At 55.7% G+C, this 24,687-nt stretch carries 15 protein-coding genes; 9 read left to right on the top strand and 6 right to left on the bottom strand.

The window, feature by feature from the left end; genetic code table 11:
- Positions 1–101: 101 nt before the first annotated feature.
- The 8 genes from OIS50_RS20565 (at position 102) to OIS50_RS20305 (ending at position 17,112) form a co-directional block, all read left to right on the top strand.
- Positions 102–830, top strand: a complete 729-nt coding sequence (locus OIS50_RS20565; RefSeq protein ID WP_319805332.1) for a DUF6577 family protein — start codon at positions 102–104, stop codon at positions 828–830.
- A 98-nt stretch (positions 831–928) separates the two neighbouring features.
- Entirely contained in the window at positions 929–3,025 is a 2,097-nt protein-coding gene (gene mads2 / locus OIS50_RS20335) for a methylation-associated defense system DNA methyltransferase MAD2 (RefSeq protein WP_264694819.1), read from the top strand.
- Complete coding sequence (gene mads5, locus OIS50_RS20330; RefSeq protein WP_264694817.1) at positions 3,022–4,383, top strand: methylation-associated defense system restriction endonuclease subunit S MAD5; 1,362 nt, start codon at positions 3,022–3,024, stop codon at positions 4,381–4,383. Before mads2 ends, mads5 begins: the two co-directional genes overlap by 4 nt.
- Positions 4,374–8,513, top strand: a complete 4,140-nt coding sequence (gene mads6, locus OIS50_RS20325) for a methylation-associated defense system protein kinase MAD6 (protein ID WP_264694816.1) — start codon at positions 4,374–4,376, stop codon at positions 8,511–8,513. Before mads5 ends, mads6 begins: the two co-directional genes overlap by 10 nt.
- 12 nt (positions 8,514–8,525) lie before the next feature.
- Positions 8,526–10,115 (top strand): methylation-associated defense system protein MAD7, encoded by a 1,590-nt coding sequence (gene mads7 / locus OIS50_RS20320; protein ID WP_264694814.1) that lies wholly within the window; start codon positions 8,526–8,528, stop codon positions 10,113–10,115.
- Positions 10,115–15,667, top strand: coding sequence for an ATP-binding protein (locus OIS50_RS20315; protein ID WP_264694812.1), 5,553 nt, complete (start codon positions 10,115–10,117; stop codon positions 15,665–15,667). The genes mads7 and OIS50_RS20315 overlap by 1 nt, the downstream gene beginning before the upstream one ends.
- Before the next feature lie 19 nt (positions 15,668–15,686).
- The gene (locus tag OIS50_RS20310) at positions 15,687–16,106 is read left to right on the top strand and encodes a hypothetical protein (protein ID WP_264694809.1); all 420 of its coding nucleotides are present in this window, start codon (positions 15,687–15,689) and stop codon (positions 16,104–16,106) included.
- 16 nt (positions 16,107–16,122) lie between these two features.
- A complete protein-coding gene (locus OIS50_RS20305) occupies positions 16,123–17,112 on the top strand; it encodes a hypothetical protein (protein ID WP_264694807.1) in 990 nt (329 codons plus the stop codon).
- Between the two features lie 27 nt (positions 17,113–17,139).
- Here OIS50_RS20305 and OIS50_RS20300 read toward each other — a convergent pair whose 3' ends face one another.
- A complete protein-coding gene (locus OIS50_RS20300; RefSeq protein WP_264694805.1) occupies positions 17,140–17,697 on the bottom strand; it encodes a hypothetical protein in 558 nt (185 codons plus the stop codon).
- Between the two features lie 131 nt (positions 17,698–17,828).
- On the opposite strand from OIS50_RS20300, the gene OIS50_RS20295 reads away from it, so the two are divergent.
- Entirely contained in the window at positions 17,829–18,755 is a 927-nt protein-coding gene (locus tag OIS50_RS20295; protein ID WP_264694803.1) for a hypothetical protein, read from the top strand.
- 26 nt (positions 18,756–18,781) lie between these two features.
- Here the strand turns inward: OIS50_RS20295 and OIS50_RS20290 are convergent, their stop codons facing one another.
- The 5 genes from OIS50_RS20290 to OIS50_RS20270 all read right to left on the bottom strand — a co-directional run bounded on the left by OIS50_RS20290 (position 18,782) and on the right by OIS50_RS20270 (position 24,368).
- Entirely contained in the window at positions 18,782–20,140 is a 1,359-nt protein-coding gene (locus tag OIS50_RS20290) for a Fic/DOC family protein (RefSeq protein WP_264694801.1), read from the bottom strand.
- Entirely contained in the window at positions 20,140–20,412 is a 273-nt protein-coding gene (locus OIS50_RS20285) for an antitoxin VbhA family protein (protein ID WP_264694799.1), read from the bottom strand. The genes OIS50_RS20290 and OIS50_RS20285 overlap by 1 nt, the downstream gene beginning before the upstream one ends.
- A gap of 79 nt (positions 20,413–20,491) precedes the next feature.
- The gene (locus OIS50_RS20280) at positions 20,492–22,702 is read right to left on the bottom strand and encodes a type IV secretory system conjugative DNA transfer family protein (RefSeq protein WP_264694797.1); all 2,211 of its coding nucleotides are present in this window, start codon (positions 22,700–22,702) and stop codon (positions 20,492–20,494) included.
- A gap of 66 nt (positions 22,703–22,768) precedes the next feature.
- A complete protein-coding gene (locus OIS50_RS20275; protein ID WP_183405406.1) occupies positions 22,769–23,803 on the bottom strand; it encodes a DUF5712 family protein in 1,035 nt (344 codons plus the stop codon).
- Positions 23,804–23,810: 7 nt separating this feature from the next.
- Positions 23,811–24,368 carry a BfmA/BtgA family mobilization protein gene (locus tag OIS50_RS20270; protein ID WP_264694794.1) on the bottom strand — a complete coding sequence of 186 codons (558 nt, stop codon included), beginning with the start codon at positions 24,366–24,368 and terminating at the stop codon, positions 23,811–23,813.
- Positions 24,369–24,687: the final 319 nt, after the last annotated feature.

Genomic DNA, 24,687 nt, shown 5'->3' with positions numbered 1-24,687 from the left:
GCGTAAAACTTCGGCAAAATTTTAGGAAAAATTGCCAAAGATTTGGAAATGCTAAATTCGGAAGCAACCTTCGCTTAGGAATTACCCAACATCCTGCCCCCGTGTCGCCAGCTCTAAATACCTCACCTCTACAGGATGTGCTGTTGAGCCGGCCTCAATGGTCGAGGCAGGAGCTCTTGACACTCCTTAGCCAGGAGCAACCCGACGTGCCTGCTGCAACGCTTGTGTCACGCCTGCACGCACTTAAAAGCCGTGGCATACTGCATTCTGTAGGCCGAGGCAGCTACACTGCTGCCCCTCCACGCCCGGTTTTCAGTCCTTCGTTGGACAATGGCACTGCAAGGCTGGTGCGGCAAGCGCAGCAAGCCCTACCAGCAGGCGCCTCCTTATGCTTCTCAGATACTGCATGGCTAAATGCATTACACGAAGAAGCTCCACTCCCCAGCTACCGGCTGATTGAAGCCAACAAAGCCCATCTCCCTGCTTTGTATGAGGCATTGGAGGTACACAGCCGCCTGGTCTTTCTCAACCCCGACGCCACGGCAGTGCTAAACTATGTCCATCGGCATGAGCGAGCAGTGGTACTGCGCCCGCTTATCAGCGAAGCGCCCCTGGCTGTAACAGCCGGCGTTTGCACCAGCCCCTTGGAAAAGCTGCTGGTGGACGCGCTGGCTCACCGCGACTTGTACCTCGATTACCAGCTGGGATTGCCAGGCATGTTTGCCTTTGCGCGTCAGCACTTCACTTTAAACGAAAGCCGGCTACGGCGCTACGCCAACCGCCGCGACCTCTGGGCAGAGATTCAACATCTACTCTACCCTGAACCCTAGTATCGGCCTACTGCCCAAACCAGCTGCTAGATGATGATTTATCGACTTGGCACTGGTGAATTCCCTCACTGAATGGCCTCTCTGTAAATAGCCCCCACATGCAACCCGACGACCTGACTGAAACCGACCTGCTGACCGACGACTCGACCGAAGACGAAAGCACTGCCCAATGCCGCCTCACGGGCCAGCCCATCAAGGAGACTGGCAAAGAGAAGAACCTGCAAGCCCTGATTCTGATGCTGCTCGAAGAGTATGGCTTCGACAAAGAAGACATGGCGCGCGACTTCACCGTGACGGGCGACACCGATGAGGGCAAAAAGTGGAAGCGGCGGGTAGAGTTGGTTGTGTTTGGTCCAGGCCAAGACCACAAGCAGGAGAACCTGATTCGCCTGTGTGTAGTGAACGACGAAAAGACCAAGCCCAACGACCCCAAAAAAGGCTGGCAGGTGCTGCAGGATGCTCTTAGCGCCGCCGAAAACTGCGAGTTTGGCTTGTGGTCAAATGGCACGGTGTTCACCTTCTTTCAGCGTAAAATCGGCAGTCTGAATGCGGTGACGTTCGAAGAGTTGGCGGACTTTCCGGGGGCTGGGGAGTCTCTGGCCGACCTGGAGCGTTCGGATAAGATGACCGGCCGGAGCCCGGCCAACGAGTCATTGGTACGCACGTTTCGCGCCTGTCACGATTACATCTACGGCAACGAGGGACGCCAGAAGGATGCTTTCTGGCAGCTGTTAAACCTGATTTTCTGTAAAATCTACGACGAGAAGCGGCGAGACATCTGCGCCCGAGAGGGCAAGAGCTACCGCCGCTACTTCTGGGTGGGCATCAAAGAAAACAACTCGGAGGAAGGCCGGGCGGCCGTGGCGGAGCGCATCAAAAAGCTCTTCGCTGAGATGAAGGAATCCCTCGAATTTGCGGAGGTATTTGAAGGCAACGAAGAAATCCGCCTGACCGACCGGGGCTTGGGCTACGTGGCGGCCGAGCTGGCTCGTTACTCCTTCCTAGATGCAACCGTCGACGTTAAAGGCCTGGCTTATGAAACCATCGTCGGTACGACGCTGAAGCGGGAGCGGGGGCAGTTCTTCACACCACGCAACATTGTACGGGCCATGGTAGAAATGCTGGACCCCCAGCCCGACCAACGGGTGCTGGACCCCAGCTGCGGCAGCGGAGGCTTCCTGGTGATGGTACTCGACCACGTGCGGCAAAAGATTGCCAAGGAGCTATACCCGGACCTGGAGGGTGAATGGCTGCGCGACAAGTACAACTCGCCCGACGTGAACGAAAAGGTACTGGCCTATGCTCAACGGTATCAGTTTGGCATCGACTTCGACCCAGACCTGAAACGTGCAGCCCGCATGAACATGGTGATGGCCGGCGACGGCCACGCCAATATCTTCCACTTCAACTCGTTGGAGTACCCCAAAGGCAACTTCCCCGACATTAAGACCTTCAACGAAGCTGTGCGCAGCAGTGTGGAAGAGGCCGGCGACGCGGAAGAAACTGACCCACAATACTACACTAATGGCCTGGGCTGCTTCGATTTGATATTCTCGAATCCGCCCTTCGGAGCCAAGATTCCCATTAATGATAAGGGCATTCTACAGGAGTTTGACCTTGGACATACTTGGCGTCGGCTGGCCAATAACCAGGGATGGGATAAAATGGCTCTTGCCAATAGCCAGCCCCCTGAAATTCTGTTTATTGACCGCTGTTACCAGTTTCTGAAACCTGGCGGCCGGTTAGCCATTGTGTTGCCCGACGGTATTTTGGGCAACCCAAACACCGAATATGTTCGGGCTTGGATACTCCGCAAATTCCGTCTGCTTGCCTCGGTAGACTTGCCGGTAGAGGCCTTTCTGCCCCAAGTGGGTGTGCAAGCCTCCTTGCTGTTTTTGCAGAAGCTTACACCCACTGAAATCAGTCTGGCTTACGACCGGGGCGGTAATGACTATGACGTGTTTATGGCTATTGCTGATAAGGTAGGCAAAGACCGCCGAGGGGTACCTGTGTATGAGCGCGACGAAGATGGAGCAGAGATTATCAAATCTAAAATCATCTCCTATTTGAGTGTAGACGGCAAAACCGGAGAGAAGAAGCTTAAGCATCGTACCGAAAAAGCCCCAGTGCTCGACGACGATTTACCCAAAATTCGCACTGCGTATCACGAATTTGTCAAAAGCCAAGGACTATGAAAATAGCACGTGCAAAAGCTGCTTGGTTTGGTGAAACCGGGGTACGTCTGGATGCTTCTTACCACTTAAGTGAAGGACGTAATACGCAACTCGCTATTGAGGCATATGGTGATTACGAGTCGTTATCTGATGCTTCAGAGCGTATTTTCCTAGGCAATCGGTTCCGGCGAACCTATGTCAATGACCCAAAGCGTGGTTACCCGTACATCACAGCCTCAGATATGACTAAAACAGAGCCTCTTTCTGGCTCTTATTTGTCTAAGGTTCATACTGGCAAAGTAACCAACCTAATGATGCATAAAGGCTGGATTTTAGTATCCTGCTCTGGCTCTATAGGTCGCACAGTTTATACGAATGAGGATTTCGAAGGTCAAATCGGCACGCACGATTTGATTCGTATCATTCCCAAAAACAAAAAGATTCCTAGTGGATACCTCTATGCTTTCTTAGCATCTAATGCTGGATTCGCAATGATGACACAAGGCACATATGGCGGCGTAATACAGCATATTGAGCCTCATCATATAGCTAATCTACCTGTTCCTCTGTTGGCACAAGAACAGATGAAGCTAATACATGACAAGATTGAGCAGGCCGCTAAGTTGCGCGAAAATGCCAATTCAGCCTTGCGGTTAGGCGTAGAGTTGCTGGAGGGTGTATTACCAGCATTCGAGCAGTCCCAACAATACGTAGCACGTTCATCCTCCTTCGCTCACCAGCGGCTGCGGTTTGACGCTACGGTTCAGCATACTGCTTACGACCGTTTTCTACAGCAAGCAGGGAAAACGGCTATCCTAAAATCAGTCGGCTCATTGTCGGAGCGAGTGTTCACGCCTGATATTTTCAAGCGTATACGAGTAGCAGATGCTAAGCGTGGTGTGGTGTTCCTGAGCGGTACAGATTTGCTGGAGACTTGTCCCAAATTTGACAGCTTCCTTTCCCGCAAAACACCAAAGCTCCAGGATTATATCTTGGAAGAAGGCTGGCTGGCGCTACAAGATTCGGGCAGCCTTTCCTCAATGGGGTATGTGAGCATCGTTCCAAAGTTTCTGGAAGGCGCAGCAGCAACGAACAACCTGATTCGTATTGTGCCAGCAGCGGATAACCACAACCCCTACCTGTTCGCTTATTTCAAGACTAAGCAAGGCCAAGCCATTCTGAAAAGCCTTTCTTACGGCACTGGCCAGCTCCATATTGATAACGGTCAAATTGAGCAGTTGCAAGTGCCCATTTACGAGAAGCTGGTAGAGGACGTCACTCGCCACGTTACGGACTATACTCGTCAGTTCAATCAAGCTTACGAGCTTGAGACCAGTGCTATTAAACTCGTTGAATCCGCAATAGCCGCATGGCAATAATCATCAACCCAGCCCACCACGAGGGGGCAGTACAGGCCGGGGAGCAGCGGCTACTAGATTTCCTAGAAGCCCAGTTGCCAGACACGTATCTGCTGGTACCCAACGTAAACTTGGTATACCGCAACCCCCGCAACAACGCGGTGGACATGCTGGAGTATGACCTGATTGTAGTTGCCCCCCATGCGCTTTATCACCTCGAAAACAAAGACTGGCGAGGGCACCTGATTGGCGACGACCACACCTGGCGGGTAAGTGGCCGCAGCTTTAAAAGCCCCCTACTCGGCGCGCGATTCAAAACCAGTGTACTGGCCAGCCGGCTCAAGCAGGAAAATGCAGCCTGGGGCCGGGCTTGGATAGAAACGTCCATCACGCTGTCGGACCCCTCCATGGTGTCGCGTCAGCTACCCGATGCCACCGGCAGCCGGGTGTTTTCCCTTGACCAGTCGCTCACGGCTTACCTACAAGACCATGACGCGGCCCGCAGCACGCCGGGCAAAATAGCTGACCTGCAGGAGGGCGTTTCGGCTTTCCTTGCAGGCCTCAGCCAGGAGCCTCGGCCCGAGCCAAAACTATTCGAGGCCGACTATGAAGTGCTGGACGTGCTGGCCCAAAGCGCCGACTGCACCGAGTACCTGGTACGGCCGCGCGGCCTCGACGGGGCCGGCCAGAAGCGGGTACGCGCGTATAGCCTTGATGTACATGGCTTGAGCCCTGCTGACCGCGAGTTTCGCCTAGGCGTCATTCGAAACCAATACCAAGCGCTTCAAAAGATTGGGGCCGCTCCCCACGTGCTAACCGTGCAGATGCTCACAGACGAGCTGCGCGGAGAGTTGTTTGAGATAACAGACTACCTGGATGAGAAGACCCTGGCTGCGGAGCTAGACCGGGCCACCTATTCCCTGCCCGAGAAACTAGCCCTGATTCGCCAAGTAGCACTGGCCCTGCAAGCTGCCCACGCCGCCGGCGTGTACCACCGCGACGTACGGCCCGCAAATATCTACCTGACGGCAGCAGGCGCTTTCCTGGGAAACTTTAGTCGCGCCTTTTTCCGGGCCGCGCAGCGCGAAGGCATCACGGTGCTGCCTGCCGCAGCCGACGATGATGCCGATGCCCTACCCTACCGCGCCACCGAGCTAGACGACAGCCCGGCAGATGCTACGGCAGCTACCGATGTGTACGGCCTCGGCCTGACCCTGTACGAAACCCTGACCGGCGAACGGGCCCTCCCCAACTCCTGGCATGACCTGGACCATTGGCAGGGCCAACTGCCTGCTTCAGAGCTACCGGGGCGACGGGTACCTGGCCTACCCGAGTGGGTGGATAGCTTGGTAGACCAAATGGTACGACTGCAGCCAGCCAACCGGCTGCAAACCATGACCGAAGTATTGGCCAAACTTGACCAGGGACTAAGCAATACGCGCACCCTGACCACGCCTGCCCCTGCGAGCACACCGGCCCCGGCTGCCTCTGATGGCCGCATTCGTGCGGGCGACCAACAGGAGTCTTACCTTTTTGTGGCTCCACTGGGAGAAGGCGGCTACTCGGAAGTGTGGAAGGTAAAACACACGCTGCAAGGTGAAGAGCGTGCCATGAAGGTGTACAACGAGAGCGTGAATACCCGCACGGTACTTGATGAGTACAATGCGCTGAAAGGCCTCAACCACCGCAACATTGTCAAGTTCGTGTGGAATGGAGAATTACCCACGGGCCGATTCTTCACTCTGATGGAGCTGCTGGAAGGCGACTGCCTAGGCGACTACGTAGGAGGCGTGAAAGGAGAGCAACGTCTCCCCTTGCCACTGATATTTCAGCTGGGACAGGAATTGACCGGGGCCCTACGCTACCTGCACGAGCGTCCGAATCCAATTTTCCACCGCGACATCAAGCCCCGCAACATCATCTGGCACCGCAACGAGCGGTTCGTGCTGATTGATTTCAACGTGGCTACCTCGGAAGCTGCTGACAAGGACCACGTAGGCACTTCCTTCTACATTGCCCCCGACCGGGTAGTGGACCAAATGCGTGTGCGCTGGGATGAAAGCTGCGACACCTTTGCCTTGGGCATCACGCTGTTCGAGCTGGTATGCAAGCGCCACCCCTGGGCCGATGCTAACGGCAAAGCCAGCAAGCCTATTATGACCCGTGTACCGCATCACCCCAAGGCTTTGCGGCCGGAGCTGTCGGATGGGTTTGCCAACTGGCTCTTCAAAGCAGTGCAGCCCCAGCGAGCTGACCGTTTCGCCACCGCGCGCGAGATGCAGGAAGCGTTGGAGCAGCTGGGCTTGCCAGGCTTGCTGGCTGACCAGCCAGTACCCGCAGCAACGATTACCACGGAGAAATTCGTGACCGAGCTCAACAAGCTGTTCAGCCAATCGCGCTACACGAACGCCGGCACCCGCGGCTTGGATGAGTTTGCAGTTCGGACGTACATCGAAACGCGCCTGGACACGAAGCTGATAAATGACATTCTACAGGCGAAATACCGCCTGGTCATCATCACCGGGAATGCGGGCGACGGCAAAACTGCCTTCATCCAAAAGCTGGAAAACCAAGCGCAGAAGCTGTTTCCCACGACTTTCAAACGGGATGAAACTACTAAAAACGGTGCGTCCTTCGAACTACAGGGAATCCCGTTCCAGAGTAATTACGACGGCTCGCAGGACGAAGGCAGCAAGGAAAACACCCAGGTACTCGATGAGTTTTTGGCGCCTTTCGCCGGACGCAGTGACTTCGCTCAGGTACCAGCTGGTAGGTTGATAGCCATCAACGAGGGACGCTTGGTAGAATATCTCCAATCGCACCGCGCTGAGTTCGGGGCCTTGGAGAAGGCCGTAGAGTCCTTTTTCTATCAGGAAGGCATTACCGATTTGCCAGGCGGCCTGTTGCTGGTAAACTTGAACTTGCGCTCCGTCGTGAGTTTGAGCGAGCTAACAGGCGAGCAAAGCATTTTCCGCCGCCAGATAAAAGCGCTGGTAAAGCCCGAGTTCTGGACTGGCTGCAACTCGTGTGCGGTACGAGAACAATGCTTTATCCGCTACAATGCTCAGAGCTTAAACGACCCTGATGCCGGTGACGAAGTATTGCGGCGCATGGAACGACTGCTGCTCACAGTGCACCTGCGCCGTGAGCTTCACCTGACCATGCGGGACCTACGCTCGCTGCTGGCCTTCTGGCTAACCCGCGACCATAGCTGCGCGGATGTTATAGCACTGGCTGCTGCAGGCGAAGCAATGCCGCTGCTTGAGAAATACTACTTCAACTTACCCGACAGCGAAGCCAACGATGCCGGCAACCGGGACCGGTTGGTGAGCCTGGTGCGCCTGACCGATGTAGGTCAGCGTGCCCTGCCCACTCTCGACCGCAATCTGTACTACAATCCACTTCAGGAGCGGGATTATCTGTCTTTCAGCAGTCAGCGGGAAGGCAACTTGTTAAGCTGGTTAGAGCGCGAAAAAATAGCACTTCGCGATACCTGGACCGATGATGACAAGCTCCCGCCGCAGCGCCCTTTACACCGGCTCCTGGCCCGTCATCAATACTTTGAGGGCCGCTTCGACTCCGATTTACGGTTGCCCTACCGGGCAGTAGGTCAATTCGCTAAAGTTCTACTGGCTTCCGAAACAGAGCAGAAGGAGGAGTTGCAGAAGCTACGAATGAGCATTGCGCACGCCATTGCCATTCTGGAACGATGCCCCAATAGGCTTATAAGTGAGCAATATTTGGTACTATCGGTGGGTGAGAAAGACAATGTGGCAATGACTTATCGCCTATTCGCCCTTACAGATTTTGAACTTCGGCTTGGCGTACCACCTAAGCGAACGGAATACCTCGAGTATTTTCCTGACCGCCTGGTATTCCGTCACCTGACACTGCCACACGTGTCAATGGAAATTTCCCTGGACCTATTCGAGCTATTGACTTATATCGGCGCAGGCTACCAGCCTTCGCTCAATGATATGAAGGGTCGATTCCTGGAATTGCAGCTCTTCAAAAACCTGCTGGCCAACATGCCCTACCGGCAGGTGCTGGTAACGGGTGACCACCGGGACTATTACACAGTAGAAGCTGACCCCCATAACAAGATTGTGGTGCAGAAGAAACTGTTCACTCAACCAGCGCTATCCGCCTAATTTGCCCGCTCTATGGCTATTAAGATGCCCAAGCTGCCGTTTCGCAACGAGCAGATATTCTTCATTGATGCGAAGCAAATTAATCTGGACCGTACGCTGGTAAACTTGTATGTGCTGCTTAAACACAACGGCGGGCGCACCAGAAGCCGGGTGAGCCAGGCCAATAAGCAAGTGGGAGAAAAGGAGTTGATGCAGGTATTTGCCGACATGGAAGCAGCAGGCCAAGCCAGTGGCATCCGCGAGAACCCGCTGGCAGTGCGCGGCTGGCTACGGGCCAACCTAATGGACATGGTTTACCGGGGGCAAGGCCCTGACAAAGAGACTTTCACATCTCTAAAGCCTATCCACCTCTTTAGCTACCGAATCCGCAACCAGAAGAACACTCGCGACTACAACTCAGCTGACCAGGTTTACTCGATGCTGTCAGTGCGGCCAGCGGTTCGCGAGGAGTTGCAGAACTACCTGAGTGAAGGTTGGGATAAAACATCTAGCACCGTAAGTCCTAGCCAGCTGCTTGATATTGACTCGCTGGGTTTGCTCCGCATGATTGATGTCGTGCAGAAATCCCAGCCTGATGCCACGGGCGACGCCAAACCAGTCTTCGATAAAATAGGTCCTCTTCTGCCCGAAGAAGCAACCATCTACTGCGATGATGTGCATCGACTGTTGCAATACCGGGGTGTAATCCCTCGGCACGTGCTACTGGACTATCTAAAAACGCTGACTGGGTTTCACCTCAGCTTATATCTGCTGCGTCTTATCCGCTACGTGCCAGAACTGGTGAGTACTGGTGCTCTCCCACCTGAGCGCCCACTTGATATTGTGCTAGATGTGACGGAAGAGCCTGATAGTGCAGCTGGCCAGTTGGCGATGGAAGATGCCACCCAGTTCTACAATAGCCTTCCCGATTACATACGCGCAGTATTTGCCATCAACAACAGCTTGGCTGCCCTGCCTTTTGACGCCCGTGACCTACCTGCTGCCGAGCGACTGAAACGGGCAGTAACTGCTATCAGTGAGCAGGAGCCTGGTTTTATGGCGCATTGCCGTCAGCAACTAAACGAAGTGTACAAAGGCACTCCGCCCGAACTTCACAAGACACTGGATGACCTGGTGGCTTTGGAAACGGACGACATAAACCGCTACATGGCCGTGTTCTTGTACGTGCGCGGCGCTTTCCATCAGCTTTACCATACGAACCTGCTGGATTCGCTTTTGCTAAAGAACACGGAAAACGGCATGCTGGCCCAAGGCAAAAGCCGGCGCCACAAACGTCGCTTCGTGCTGGGTACCCGGCTGCTTGAGGCGCTGGTCCAAATCAGCGTTCTGCGCGCCGATGATGCTGCCGACACTTACTACAGCACGGCGGTTTCCATCGAAGAATTCACAGAGCATCTACATCAGCGCTACGGGCTTGTCATCAATGGCCTGAGCCTGCCCCGCTTTCAGGACTCCGACCTGCGCACTCATCAGGCATTCAGCCAGAACGTGGAAGCCCTTAAGTACAAACTCCGGCAAATAGGCTTCTACACGCAACTGAGCGACGCTTACCTGCTTCAAAAAATTCGTCCCCGCTATACGCTCAATTCGCAACCTGCCTGATGTCCTACGTCGATAACGTTATTGATGCTATTGAGCAAAAATTCACGCCGCTGCTGCTTAGTGCTCCCAACGGCCACTGCATGAAGCTGGGTGGTGTGGCCGACCAGGTGCTGGAAGTGCTTTGGGAACGGTTTACGCAAGCTGCGCCAAAGCTGGAATGCTACATTTTGAGCCAAAGCCCACCAGCGGGAGAATCGCGCTACATTCAGGCTACGAAGCTTATTGAGCGGCGTAACCTCGAAGCGGCTCCTCTTCTGGTCCTTTGCCCGGCTACACTACGCACAGCTGCCGAAGACTCGCTTGGTAACGCGACATTCTCGGAGCTTGATTTGAGCGACATCGAACAACGCATCAATCAGCGGCTGCGCGAACAGGCGGTAGCCCAGCACCTGACAGAGGGGCCGTTCGCAGCTGTGTTCAAGTTCATGGAAAGCGGTATTAGTGTAGAGAAGCGAAACAAGTTTTTGCTCCGAGTACTCGAAGACCCGACCAATGCCCAGCGCACTGGCCATGCGTTGCACTTGCTTGACCTTATTCCTGATGGTGACTTGTTGAGTAACGTAGCTAAAATTCCAGCTCGCCTCAATTACAACCAACAGTGCATCAATACACTGTGCGAATTCAATAAGGGGGTTTACGAACGGCTTGCATCTCTCCCCATTCCAGCCAATCCTAATACTCTGCAGCTGGAACTGGCTCACCTATTGCGCAACAACAGTTTAGCGAAGTCGCAGGCCGCCCTGACTACCCTGATTGCAGAGCAGTATCCTCAGCTATACTTCGAAAACTGGCCTATCGCGGAGCTACACCACAGCCAGCCACCCAAACTAACTATTGAGGAGATAAAGGGCTACCCTAGCACCGTCCTCAAACGGGATGAAGAAGGCAAACTGGAACTAGTTGGCAACCTGGCCACCCCGGTGAAAGTCAAAGTAAAGCTTAGCACCGACCCTAAGCCGACGAACATTGCAGACTTAGCCCATTTCCAGGCTGACTTGATGCAGGTGGTGGGGGCAGGTAATTATGCTTGTGCCATTCCGCAGTTCGACCGCTGGGTCAGCGGGGGAACACAGGGTAAGAGCCGTACCCGTGAGATGAAGTTTGATGCCAACTTGCTGGAGCCCGGTGAGTATTTCTTACGCGTCTTTGCTCTTGATACCCGCGGCAACGTCCTCAATACAAACGATGACTTCCGGGATTCTGAGGCGCAGGCCGAGTGGAAACGAGTGCAGGAACAGCAAGGCGACGCTGCCAATCGGCATGAAATAAGAGGCCGCTGGACTTCGGACACAGAGATTTTCTACTTTGAAGCCGAGCAGATAGAGGGGGGAACCGAAGTAGAAACTTCTCGTCGGGAGAAGGTCTCCAGCGTGCTGCAGAGCTATTTCCGCTACCGCCTTGACTTGCTCCTTCGCAAGCAGGAGCCTAGTGCGCGACGTCTTGTTCCCGACGAAGACGAATGGCGTTGGCTCAATGAGCCAGAGAAACAGACAGCCTCAAACTTTCAAATCAAATACAAGGACTCGCCTTATAGCTTTCAACTGGCCGTTTCATCGAAGCTGCGGTTGCTCCAGCAGCATTTGCTACAGTACCCAGCTGGGCTGGGACGGTTGATGGTGGAAGCTCCAGTAGCAGGCCAACCGCTGGCTGCCGATGCACTGACACCTGAAACCAGTGCATTGAATGATTATGCTGGGGCACTCCCGTTCCTTTCAGCTCGCCGCGAATTCTTTGCGCTGGTAAGTGAAAGTGTTGCTACTAAAAACGGCATCTTCGAAACATTTGACCTGGCTCAACATCGGGAAGCCGCAACGGCTTACGTGCAGGCTTATACCGATTTGCTAGCTAGCCTCAAGCATGAGCAGGAACGCTGGCCTACTTTGACAGAGTTGAGCAGAGCTAATCTGCAGGAACTATTGGTGGCCGTGCAGCAGCTGGATATGGTCTCGCTAGGCGGCAAGCTACCCGATACCCAGGAGCGCTACGCTGCGTTGTTGGTGCCTCCCATACACCCTTTACGCTTAGGCTGGCAGCTTTCACTGCTCAACTTGTTTGAACGCTGGGAAGAAATGACCCGTGACCAGCTGGACCAACAGCTACCGCACTGGTCTGATGACATAGAGCGCCTATTCTTCGGCAAGCTGCAGCCCACCAATCACCCATTGCTGGTGAAGGATTCGGAGGTGCAGCCTTATGAGTATGCTGGCGAATTATGTTTCGGCTGGGGCGTCTTTACTCGAACTGCTATTGGTGGCAACGATACAACTTTGTCGGCAGCAGGTTCTAGCCGTTCGCTTGTGCAGTATTTACAGCATGTGCTCGACCTACGAGGTACTAGCAGTGTTATCGAAAATGACGTTGATGCCGATGTAGTAATCCATCACATCAAGAACTACCTCAAGCTGCATCCTTACACTGAGCAGCTAACGATTAACATTTTCAATCCGGGCGAGGGGCAGGTATTTAACGATGTTTTAGTGAAACTGGAACAGTATGCACCTTTCAAATCGGTGCGGTACGAAATCCGGCTATTTACCTCGCATCGTTCGCTAGTCCAAGAAGGAGAGGCATTCAACCGATTGCTAAATCCCGCTACGACCTTAACGGAGGAAGCTGAAACCTTTGCCCAGCCAGCGCGCAACCGTTTATTCCCCAAGCTCCGGCTAAGCATTAATTCAACTGAAGAGTTCGGACGTACCTCCGCCGTAGCCGACGCTCATCTGAGCTTCGTTATCAATCCATTCCCACTAACACCACGCATACAGGTTCCTTCTCAAATCGCCTCATCATTTCACCTGGATGGCTTGATAATAGAGCCACACGTTGATTTTCGCGCTACGCAGTCACCAGACACGTACACTTGGACGCGCTACATTACGCCGGGCAACAGGCCAGAGGCTAGTGCAGGGGCAGTGGGAGAAGTATTGCACCAAGCCTTTGGCTACCTCAGCGAATTTACGGCGACGTGCTTGGCAGGTAAACCCACTGCCTCCCTTCCGGCTACCGAGTTGAGATTGGGTGGCCCCGAGAGTGTTCTGATTGATAAGATTCACACCTATTCCGATTGGGTTGTCACCTTCGACCGCCACTTAGGTCCAGAGTTATTTGACCTACCCGTGGAGGAAGGCCAAGTCCCGTTTCTGCTAGATTACCTACCAGGCCAACAGTTCTTAGGTGTCTCCACTTTCCTGACCAGCAAGCCAGGTGCTGAACTCGTTCATCTGCTATCACCCGTTATGCAGGTGCTTACAGGGACAATTGCGCCTGCTCCACTGGCCTCATTGACCCAGGCAGTACTTAACGACTTGCGTACTGTCAGTGGCTCGCTGGTGATGAAGCTTAGCAACCAGCCCCACCAAGCTAAAGTGCTTGAATACGCAGGTATTGCACTAGCAAAACGACTATTGGAGAAACAAGGCCTGCTGAACTACCAGTTCATCATTCCTATTGACCTTCATCAGCACTTTTTCAAGGCAAATGAGGAAAACACAAGTCAAAGCCGGGCGGACCTCCTGTTGATAGATGTTGACCCAACAACCAATACTATCCACGTACAGGTGGTGGAAATAAAGGTTAGGACGGCTGAGTTGAGCACCGGAGAGTGGAGCCATTTGTATGAACAGATAAGCGACCAGTTGACGAATACTATTTCGCACTTAAGGCAACGGTTCGACTTTGAACATTTCGCTAATCACACCCGCTTCGACCAACCTTTACGCAGCCGTGAGCTAAGTGAATTGTTGCAGTTCTATGCGGAGCGTGCTGCCCGGTATGGCTTGCTGACGGAAGGTGAACCCGAACGTCTGAGGCTATTTCTGACGCAGCTAACTAGTATGCCTTATCAGATGGAGTTTACCCGTCGAGGCATTGTTTTCAATCTTGACAATCCGGTAAAAGTCCAGCGTGATGAATATGGGGATACTGTCTATTATCGCATCGGACGTCCAGGAATAGAAGCCTTGTTGGACCCTGAATCTACTTTCAATACCCGCCGTCCTACTCCAGAATGGCATCGACTACGCACAGACCTTACTCGCCGTAGGCCAACCGAAATAGCTGCTACTCCATTCCCCAATCCTTCACCGGCTTCGGACACCATTGCCATCATAAGCAATAACGATAGACCCCTCACCGCAGATAGCAATCCGCAGAATAAGCCCACATCAGCAACTGATGTTTCTCAACAGGAAGGACAGGCAACAGATACGACCATCCCTTCTTCCGAGCCAACCGATTCAGCCTCAAGCAGGCCATTGGATGCAGTCGCTAATGAAACTGCAACGCATCCTGAGTCAAATGCTGTTTTGCCTAATGATGAGAGCACTCCCCTTTCGGAAAATGCGTCTCCTGCTTACAACATTTATGTAGGTGAAAACGAGGCTTCATCGCAGTATGGCATGCTTGGACGAACGATGCATGGCCAGGGTGTGGCGCTGGACTTAAATGGGACGCAGACCATCAGCTTGTTTGGTGTCCAAGGAGCTGGCAAAAGCTATTCCATTGGCACTATTACGGAGATGGTATTGCAGTCTATACCGCACGTAAATGCGTTACCAAAACCCCTAGCTGGTGTGATTTTTCATTACAGCGAAAGTCAGGACTACAAACCTGAGTTTACTTCAATGACTTCGCCTAACCGCCGGCCGGGCGAGGTAAGCCGCTTGCGAGAGTGGTATGATGCCCGTCCTCAGGGAATCGATGATGTTGTGTTGGTGGTGCCAAAAGCGAAGCTCGCGGAGCGCCAAGCAGAGTATCCTGACTTGCGAGTAGAGCCACTAGCCTTGTCCTCAGCTGAACTGAGCATTCAAGATTGGCGCTTCCTGATGGGTGCAGTTGGTAGCCAAGCGTTGTACATGAAGCACCTAAACAGCATAATGCGTGATTTGCGGGGGAACCTGACATTGATTGGACTACGCAATGCTATCCAGAATTCTGCCTTATTGAACACCTCGCAACGCGAGTTAGCATTGTCCCGCTTAACCCTCGCGGCAGAGTACTTAGATGATTCCGTGCGATTAGGTCAGCTAATGGCCCCTGGTCGGTTGCTCGTAGTGGATTTACGCGATGAGTTCTTGGACCAGGATGATGCGCTAGGCCTGTTCGTCATCATGCTTAACATCTTCGCGAATGCCCGCTTGCCTGATGGACAGCCCTTCAACAAATTCATTGTATTTGATGAAGCCCATAAGTACATGGGCAACCAAGAGTTGACTGGCAGTATTGTAACGGCTATCCGGGAAATGCGGCATAAAGGCGTAAGCCTGTTAATAGCCAGCCAAGACCCACCGAGCTTGCCTAATGCCATCATCGAACTGAGCACAGCGGTGCTTATCCACCGGTTCAACTCGCCACAATGGCTTAAGCATGTGCAAAAGTCCATTGTTCAGTTTGACAAACTGACTCCTGCCGACCTCTCGCAGCTTGGTCCCGGTGAAGCGTTCCTATGGGCAACGAAAGCGACGAATAAGCTTGTAACACAACAGCCTATTAAGATTGTAACTAGGCCTCGCGTTACCCAGCATGGAGGTAGCACAATTCGCGCTGCCGAGTAATTCTAGTTTTATATCAACTATGAATACAGGGCTGAGTCTTGAAACGACACAAACCATCATTAATCTGGGCCATGCTTTTAATTGGTATGCATACGCCCAAAAATCTTGGCCGAGCTTAGATGATGCCGGTCTCCACGCAGAGATGGGCAAAAAGGTCCAGCACTTGAAGGCCTCTTCAAAACTGTACCTACGGGCCAACGATAACTTTGCAGTCAACAGCTATCTACACCGCAGCTTTCACCACTGGGGTTACCCTCCTGAAGCTCATACCGACTACTGGTATGACATGGTTTTCCTGTATCTCCACCTATACCGCTTGCCTATTCCTACTGAATGCCGCCATTCCCTATATGCTGAGTGGATGAGTCGACGTAAGGGAGCGGCCGAGGCCGCGGCAGCTGAGATTCGAATCGTGTTGAGGTGTAACCAATTAATCTAGGAGCAGCGACCTCCCTATGCTCACCCTTGTCAGCGACCCAAAGCAGGTAAAGAAACTGTACACCGAATTTCGGGCGCTGCTCGACAGCAATACCATTTTTCCAGAACACCGACCAGACTTCACCATTGGCCATCGGGGCGGTACGGCCGCTACTGATGCCAACTTTTCGCCTAAACTTAATATTTGGACGAGTCCTGGCCACCTGCAATGGAACGCATTTGGCGTGGGCAAAAGCCCGTCCATGGTTGTCCAAATCAACTTTCAGGATTACAGTCACCGGCCAAGGCGCGTGGGAGCTGTCTTCGCATTGGATGAAGAAAACAGCCCTATCGTATTACATCGCGGCCACATCGGTGGGGGCAAGGCGGGCGTTGGGCGCGGCCTTATGCTCAACGAGTGCCGCAGCGAGAAGGTCTGGTTGCACGAAGAGAATGGCGAGCAAACCGAATGCTTCATAGTCGGCCAGTTGCGCTCGAAATTCTTTGGTCAACAATTGGCCACTTTTGTTCAGGAAGTTCAGCGGGTAAAGGAAGCCGGGGCAAACACAGGCTTAACAGGTATTGCTTCCTCCTTGCTGCAGATAGATAACCGCATTTTTGCTCAGGAGAAGTCTGGCGCTACAACGCGTTCGAGCGCAGGGTCCATGGATTTTACGCATGGCCTCGTGGTTAACGAGTTGGCCCAACGCCTAGGTGGCTTAGCTGCTTCACGCGGTTGGACAGTACGCAATGACCGTCATCGGGACTTAATGCTGATGGAAGGCCGTGACCTGCTGGTGCTCTTCGAGGTAAAAACCAGCGTGACAACTCAGACTATCTGTACGGGCCTGGGACAACTCCTGCTTTACAGTTCAGCTGCTCGCACGGCTAAGTTGGTCCTGGTATTACCTGAAAAGCTTCCTGCTGAAATAGCAGAACAATTAAAGAAATGGCAGGTGCAGGTACTCTGCTATAACTGGGTTGGGACAACCCCTCGTTTCAGTCAATTGAGCAGGGTGCTAGGATAAGGTCTGTGCCATCTGGTAACGTTGGTGTTACTCAGGAGCAAAATCCCATTCAACCAGCAGAAAATTTGTCGGCTGCAATCCCACTTGTAATGCCGCCGCTAACCAGCGGGGCTGTGTAGGGCGCAATCGGTCCTTTTTGCGGCGCTTCAGTTCCGCAAACAACACATCAGGGCCAGCCCAGCCGACGATATCCCAACACCCGGCATAGCTGTTACCATTAGCGTGTGCAATCTGCTGGAGTAACGCCTGCATGTCCGAATTCGGAATAGGCTCATGCTTTTGGCCGGCCAGCCCGGCGTCGGCCCAGCTGGTGAAGTATTTCGGGTTCATTGCCCCAGCACCATAGGTCTCCACCCAACGGGCCTGCCAGCCGGAGAGTCGCAGTAACTCATATACACATAACTCCGCAAAAACGGGCCGTCCCCCAAAATCGATGGCTGGTTTACCACCAAACGTATCGGCCAAGGGGGCTCCTTGCCACCGACGAAGCTGTAATTCGGCCTTGGGAACCTCCACTACCTGACCTGAGATTGTCAGAAGCTCTGCTGAAATAGGACGGAGGAGGCAAGGGTAGGGAAAGCTCATGGGAAAGGTGATAGATAGGTAAGTACGCGAAAGCCCTGCATCTTTGAACTAGGTTGCTGGGCTCGGCACAATAACGCCTTCATACCTGCTCACGCTTTACTCCCTCTCAAAACGCTCTTTCTCCTACCTGCATGCAAGATATTACCTTCGCCCAACTTGCTGAGAAAAAAGCTTTTCTTGACGTTTTGCGGACCCACCTCGCGGGGGATGTGACGCCTGCCTGGGAGCAGGGCTTGCTGTCCCTCATGGATAATGTATTCTCCACGTTTTTTGCGCTGGAAAGACCCGAGGTGATAACCGAGATTCAGCGGGTCACGGTTAATCGCCGGGTCATTGGCAGCAATAGCCGCCTACAAAATATTGGCTTAATCAAATACCCCCCCGCCGACAAAGTTGCTAAATACGGACGGTGTAACATTCAAAGAAGCAGTGTCCTCTATGCAGGGTTTAACTACTTAACCATTCTGAGTGAGCTCAAACCTGAGGAAGGCGATTTGATTACAGTCAGCCACTGGGAAAACACAGAAAGCACTCCCATGCGCTGTTTTAGCATCATAGGACATCAGCCACCTGACAGCATCAACATAGGCACTTGGGAGATACGTGAAGCCTTCGAGCAGCAAGTGCGACAATTCCCCCCTCACTTACGGGAGCTTTTTACGCTCCAAGTGGAATTCTTAGCCGATGCCTTCTCCCGGCTGGTTCGGCCGGGTTCCCACCTTAACTACCTGTTCAGTGCCTTTTTTGCGGGCAAGATAATGGGAAGCGAGATTGGAGGTGAAGCTATTATCTACCCGAGTGTACAACAACGATTGTCCTTTGATAATATCGCCATTAAGGCAAATGTGTTCGATAGAGTTTTCCGGTTAAAAGAGGCCAAGGAAATGGTTGTGCTGGCTAGCCCCTTCGGGGAAAAGGGCTATTCAACGGGAACATTCAGTCACAGCACAGGACGCGCCAAAGAGGTCCAGGAAGGTGGGCAACTCAATTGGATAAATAGCTATGATGAGCGTACAATGACTGGTTTTGAGCGGGAGTATAAGATAAGTTTTAGCTAGGGTTCTTCGCTCTTCAGAACCAGATTTCATCGCTCAATCCCTCCGGCATTACGATTAGGTATATTGGCTGGACTACGTTCCTGTACCAGATGTGCTTTCTCCATAACGCTTAGCGCACTTTTCAGGTCGACCACTTCGCTGCTACCTCTCAGAGCCGGAATCTGCTCTGCAGCATCGATGGCCTTGCCTACATTCACTCGATTTAGGCCCCCAATGAAAGGCGTACGTTCTACGTGACGGGCAACTTCCTGCAGCCGGGCCGCGTCGAGCCCCTTCCCGTGCTCGCGCAGGGCTTGAGCAACATGCTTAGCGGCTTGCTTGAAAACAGCCTGAGCCTCCTCGTGAGTCATAGGCAGCGGAGTCTTCGCTTCTGCCTCTTTTGCCACCGCCAACGTCTGAACCTTCTCCGCCGCTACTCGAAACCGTCTGGCATCCGTCTGGTCCTGCCGCGCATCTGGACCCTGCAACGCGGGATGCTTGATAATCTTCTCCGCCGCCTGCTGAAACTGCTTTAAGTGGCTCTGAATTGCCGCGGGGTTTAAGTTCGTTGCCTCTACCCCCTTCCCTACCGCCACGCCCTTCTCGTAATTGCCGGCGCCGGGCATGTTGGCCACGATGTCCATCACCCGGTAGCCGGTCACTTCCAGTTCGCGCCGAGCGTCCATGGCTTTCATCTCCGGGGACAACGCGGCCAGGGGACGCGCCTGGCTGGGGTCGCGCCGCAGTTCGGCTTCGAGGCCTGGCGCCGGGCTGATGACCTGCTCAAACATGGCTTTCAATGCCTGCAGGTTCTTCGCTGCCTCTTCGGGTGCGTGAGGGCGCACGATGGCCAGGTCGCGGGCTCGGTTGAGCGTGGCCGGGTCGATGCGAGCGAAGTCGACTTGGTAGCCGGCCTCCTGGCCCAGCTGCACAAACGTGGCCTGCAGCGTGCGGCCGTTGCCGTCCCGAAAGGCGTGGGTGTGGTTGTACTGGTCGAGGTAGTAGGCCGCGCGCTCGGCAAATTTTTCCTCCGACAGTCCCTTCAGGTAGTTCTCCTGGCCCAGCTGCGCGCCGATGGCATTCAGCCGCTGCTCAATCTCTTTGTAGGGCGCGTAGGTCATCGTTTCCTTGAAGCCGGTGACGTACGTGGGCTTGTGGCCCTGAAACTCGCGGTCGGCCCGGGTTTCGCCGGCCCACTGGTAGACGCCCTCAAACAGCTTCTGGTGCACCTGCTTAAGGTGGGCGTGGTCGTAGCGCCCGCCGGGGATGCCGCCCTGCAGGTTGAGCCGCTGCAGGCGCAGCAGCGAGGAGTCGGTTTCGGCCTGGGCCAGCTGCTGGGGGTCGGTAATGCCCAGCCGGTTTATCCGTACTCCGTTTTCGTCGCTGAATCGGTCGCCGGCTACCATCAGCGCGCGGCTTGGTCCTCGGGGCTGGCCGGGGAAGCGCCCGGCTGGTAGCGCGCCAGCAGCAGCGCGTCGTTGAGTTCAATGGCCTCGTCGATGCTCAGTTCGCCGTCCACGTAGCGCTGCATGATGGCCACGCTCTCCGGGCTCGGCGCCGGGCCGTTGCTCATCAGGATGGCAATGGAGTTGTTGGCGCCGCGCTCCCGCTCCTGGCGGGCCGCGAGCTGCTCGGGGTCCAGGCCGGCCGGGGCCGGCGTAAAAAAGCTCTTCATCATCGGAATGGAAGTCTAGGTGTTGGGTACTTACTTAACAGCAAAAAGTGGCTTAACGTCCCTTTCTGCTGGGTTTTCGAGGCTATTCGACCTCGTTCTTGGTGGCTCCTGCTAAGGTATTTGCGTGCAGGGCCAGGGTTTCTCGGACCTGCTGGCTGACGCGCCGGTAGTTCTCCTGAACCACCACCGTGAGCGTGGCGGCGCTATCTTCTTCGCTGTCGCCGAACGTGGCCACCGGGTGCAGCGGGAAACGCTCCGGGGTGGCATCGGCCCGGGAGATGATACCCTGGAAGAAGGTGCGCTCGGTTTCCACGGTCTGCCCGATAAACTCGCCCTGCTGCAGGCTGATGGCGTCCTGCACCCGCACCAGGTTGCGCTCCTGGTAGCTGGTGCTCAGGTTGGAACTGTGGCTGCCGCGGCTGCCAGCCCCGCCCTGGCTCTTGCCGGTGCTGGTGCTGTGCATCTGCTTGTCCTCCCGGCCCACGAGCTCGGAAATGAACTTGGCCGTGTCGAGGGAGTTGACCTTACCGAAAAACTGGTTGTTGAGGTTGGAGACCATAACCTTCATCTTTTCAGGCCCATAGGCGTCGGTCATCTGCGCCAAATCCTGGGTCATGTAGATGGTGGCCACCTTGTTGCTGCGGGCCGTGGCGGGCAGCAGTTCCAGCCCCGGCACGTACACCGTGGCGGCCTCGTCGAGGAACACATAGCTGCGGTGCTTGTGCTGCTGGTTCATGAGCTTGATGGCCACGGTGATGATGCAGCTGACCACCGGCGAAAAGGTTTCCTTTAGCGTGGGGTCGTTGCCGATGCAGAGCAATGCCGGCTGCTGGGGGTCGTTCAGGTTCAGCGAGAACCCCTCCCCTTTCGCCTCGTCGGGCGTGAGCACCCACACGATTTCCGGGGAGTTGATGCGGTTCAGTATCACCTGCAGCGTGCCCACCACGGCGGCTACCTGCTTCTCAGCCCGCTGCTCCACGGCCGTCACAATGCTGCGCACCATGCCGGCGCACTCGGGGTCGGTTTCCAGCATCGAGAGCACGTGCTTGAAGTCCTTGTGGATGGCCGTGGCCACCACGTGGGGAATGGTGCAGTAGCGCGGGAAGTGCTTTTTGTAAAACCAGATAATGCCCGTCAGGTAAGCCACCGCGCTGATGTCGAAGAACTCCATCTTGCGGATGCTGGCCGGGTTTAGGTTGTTGATGATGGCCCGCGAGTATTCCTCGGCAAAAGCCACCACCGGCATGTCCGCGGCTCGCAAGGGGTTGACCCGCTCGCTGCGCGTCAGGTCGCGGAAGTTGATGACGTGCAGCACCACCGCCGGCTCGGGCTCCCCGTTGGGCAGTCGCCGCGGCGCATCCGGCCGGCGCCCGGCCAGCTCCAGCGCCTTCTGCGCCGTTTCCGCCAGCACCGGGAACTTGAAGTCGTAGATGAGTCCGGCAAAATTCTTGGCCGCCAGCTGCTCAATCACGGGCTCCCCGATGGAGTACGTTTTGCCCGCGCCGGCGCCGCCCAACACCAGCACGCCCCGGTAGGGATTGGGTACGTTCACCCAACCGCCCCCTTCCGTGGGCAAGCTGAACCCATCGGGTGTATCTACCTTCTTGCGCTCCACGCTCAGCCCAAAGTCCGGGCTTTTGGTCAGCGCCCGCAGCAGCCCCACCACAAAGCCGCTGGCCAGCACCAACGCCGCCGTCACGGGGTAGCCCACCCGGATAAAGCCGGCTGGGTACGACGCGATGCCGAGCAGCACGTAGGCGCTGAGCAGGGCCAGGCCCGCGCAGCTGGCCACCACGAGACGCACGGCCTGGGGCCGTAACGGCTTGCGGCGGGCCTGCCCCGGTTTGCGCGCCGGTGCCGGTTGCAGAAATACCAGAGCCAGGGCTACGAGCAGCAGTAGTCCCCGCAGGTACACGCCGGCCGCGTCGTAGAACCGACCGGCCTTCACCAGCACCTTCTGTTGAAATCCCTGCCCGGCGGTGGCCACGCGCAGGGCCGCCGCCCCGCCCGTATGCACTACCTGGTCGCCAGCCTGGCTCGTGGTGGTGGCCAGTTCGGCAGCCGGCTTGCCCACCACGGGCGCCGCTTGCCGCCGCAGCCGCGTGCGCCGCGCTTCGGCCCGCTGCCGGTTTAGTACGGCCAGCCGGGCCGCGAGGCGCTGCCCTGGCGTCAGCCGAGGAGCCTGCGCGGCCTGGTGTTGCGCGGCGCGGGCCGCGGCCAGCTCCGCGGGGTGCAGCAGCACGTACCACTCGCCGGCCAGCAGGCCCGCCAGCAGCAGAGCCAGGATGAGCAAGACGGATTGGGAAGCGGCCGCAGGCCGGGGTGGTTGGTGTGGCATGGGGGGTAGGAAAAAGGGGGCTTACATCTCGATATCCAGCTCGGCGCTGCGGCGCCCGGGCTTCTCGGCTACCTGCTCGGTGCGCTCGTCCCGGGTAGCTTGGGCGTTGCGCACCAGGTGTTGGACCGCGTGCAGGGCCGTCACCGCCTGGCGCTGCGGGGCCGGGGCCTGTTCCCGCCCGGTGCGCAGCAGCTGCAGGGCGTTGTCGATGGGCCGGCCGTCGCGAGCACGCTCCTCCACCCGGCGCAGCATCCGGTAAAACGTCTTGTCAAACTGCCGGGCCTGGGCAATGGCCTGCACCTGGTCCGGCGCCAGGCGCTGCTCCCGGGGCACCAACTGGTTGATGGTGGCCACGCGCCCGGCAATCTTATCCAGCCGGCCGGCATCGTAGGCCGGGTCGCGTGGCCGGGCTGCCTGGGGCCGCAGCTTCTCGTGCGCCTGGGCTTCGTAGCCGAACTGCTGCTCAAACTGCCGGCCGGCCGCCGCTTGCCAGCGCATCAGGTCAAACCGCTGCCGGCGCCCGCCGGGGTTGAGGGTCAGCTTTTGCTCCCGGTCGCGGGCGCTGACGATGATGTGCACGTGCGTCTGCAGGCCCGCGCGCTTGGCGCCGGCCTTGGCAGTGCCCGCCACTACCTCGGGGTCCGTTCCCCGGTGGGTGCGGTCCTGGTGGAGGATGGCGCCCCATACCAGGTTTTGGCTATCCAGCTGCCGGCCACCGGGCAGCCGGAAGTTCTGCGCGTACTGGCCCATGACCTGCCGGGTGTACGCCTTGAGCTTGTCGGGGTCGTTGCCGATGTGGGCCAGCTCCTGCTCGCTGGGACTCAGCACCAGCGAGTAAAATTTGGCCTCCGTGGCCCGCAGTCCTTTCACGTTGGAGTCGATGCGTTGCAGCAGCTGCGCGGCGCCGAGCTCGTCCGAGTCGGCGTTAAAAAACGTTGCTTCCTGCCCCTCCCCTACCGCTTCGTGCTGCAGATAATTCAGTGTTTGCGCGCAGCTGCCGGTATTGGTATACGCCGCTTTGCCGTGCGTTTTGGGGTTGATAAGTTTGACGTACATCGGCCTTTTAACCTGCTTTAAGTTCGCTGGAAGTAGCTCCTTCTTCTCCCGATTGCCCCGGATTTACTTTTCTTTCCACTGGCGCCTCGTGCTTTCCCGGGCCCTGTTTGCTGGCGGTCAGCAGCGCTTCTTTTACCTGCCTTTCTACCGCTTCTTCGTTGCGCTGGCGCAGCAATTGGAGTGCCTGCTGCTGCCGCTGCAGCTGTGCTTCGCTGAGCGTTTCCAGCTGCGTGTTCAGGTTGCTCACCAGGATTTCGTTCATGCGCAGCACCCGCTCCAGCGTGATGCGGGTACGCAGCATTTCTTCCAGCATGGCCGTGAGCAGCGTGCGCTCCTGCTCCTGCATGAAGCCGAAGACCCGGTCACCCAGCTTTTTTATCTGCTGCATGATGAGCTGCCCTTCGCGTGCTTCCGTGGCCCGGGGGTCGAGCCCTCGGGTGGCAAAGTACTCCACGGCCGCACTGGTGTAGGTCCCCAGGCTGGCGCCGACTTCCGCGGCAGCTGCGTCGGCTTTGCGGTAGGCAATGCTGTCGAGGGTAACCCGTTTGCGAAGCGCTGTACTCATGACATGTATGTTGTTGTTAGGCTCGCGGCCCACATTTACATCTGTAAACCAATTACTTACATTCAGATGGCCCGCTAAAACAGCTCTGCTGGTTTATAAATAACTCAGGAATAGCGCGTTAGCTCTACGCCTGAGTTGTTCTTCTTGCTAAGACCATTATACAGTTAGCAATAAGTTAGTAAGAAGCTAGTACGGAGCTTTGAACATTAGTGTTAGCTCCCGGGGCACTTCGCTTTCATTTGCCATCTAGGTTCTGAATCAAACCCGTTGCAACAGACTATGCACCCAGGCTCCTCCAACACCTGATTTGGCTAATTGC

It is taken from the genome of Hymenobacter sp. YIM 151858-1 (assembly GCF_025979705.1).
In the GTDB taxonomy this organism is placed as follows: domain Bacteria; phylum Bacteroidota; class Bacteroidia; order Cytophagales; family Hymenobacteraceae; genus Solirubrum.
This window is presented reverse-complemented; position numbering and strand designations above follow the sequence as displayed.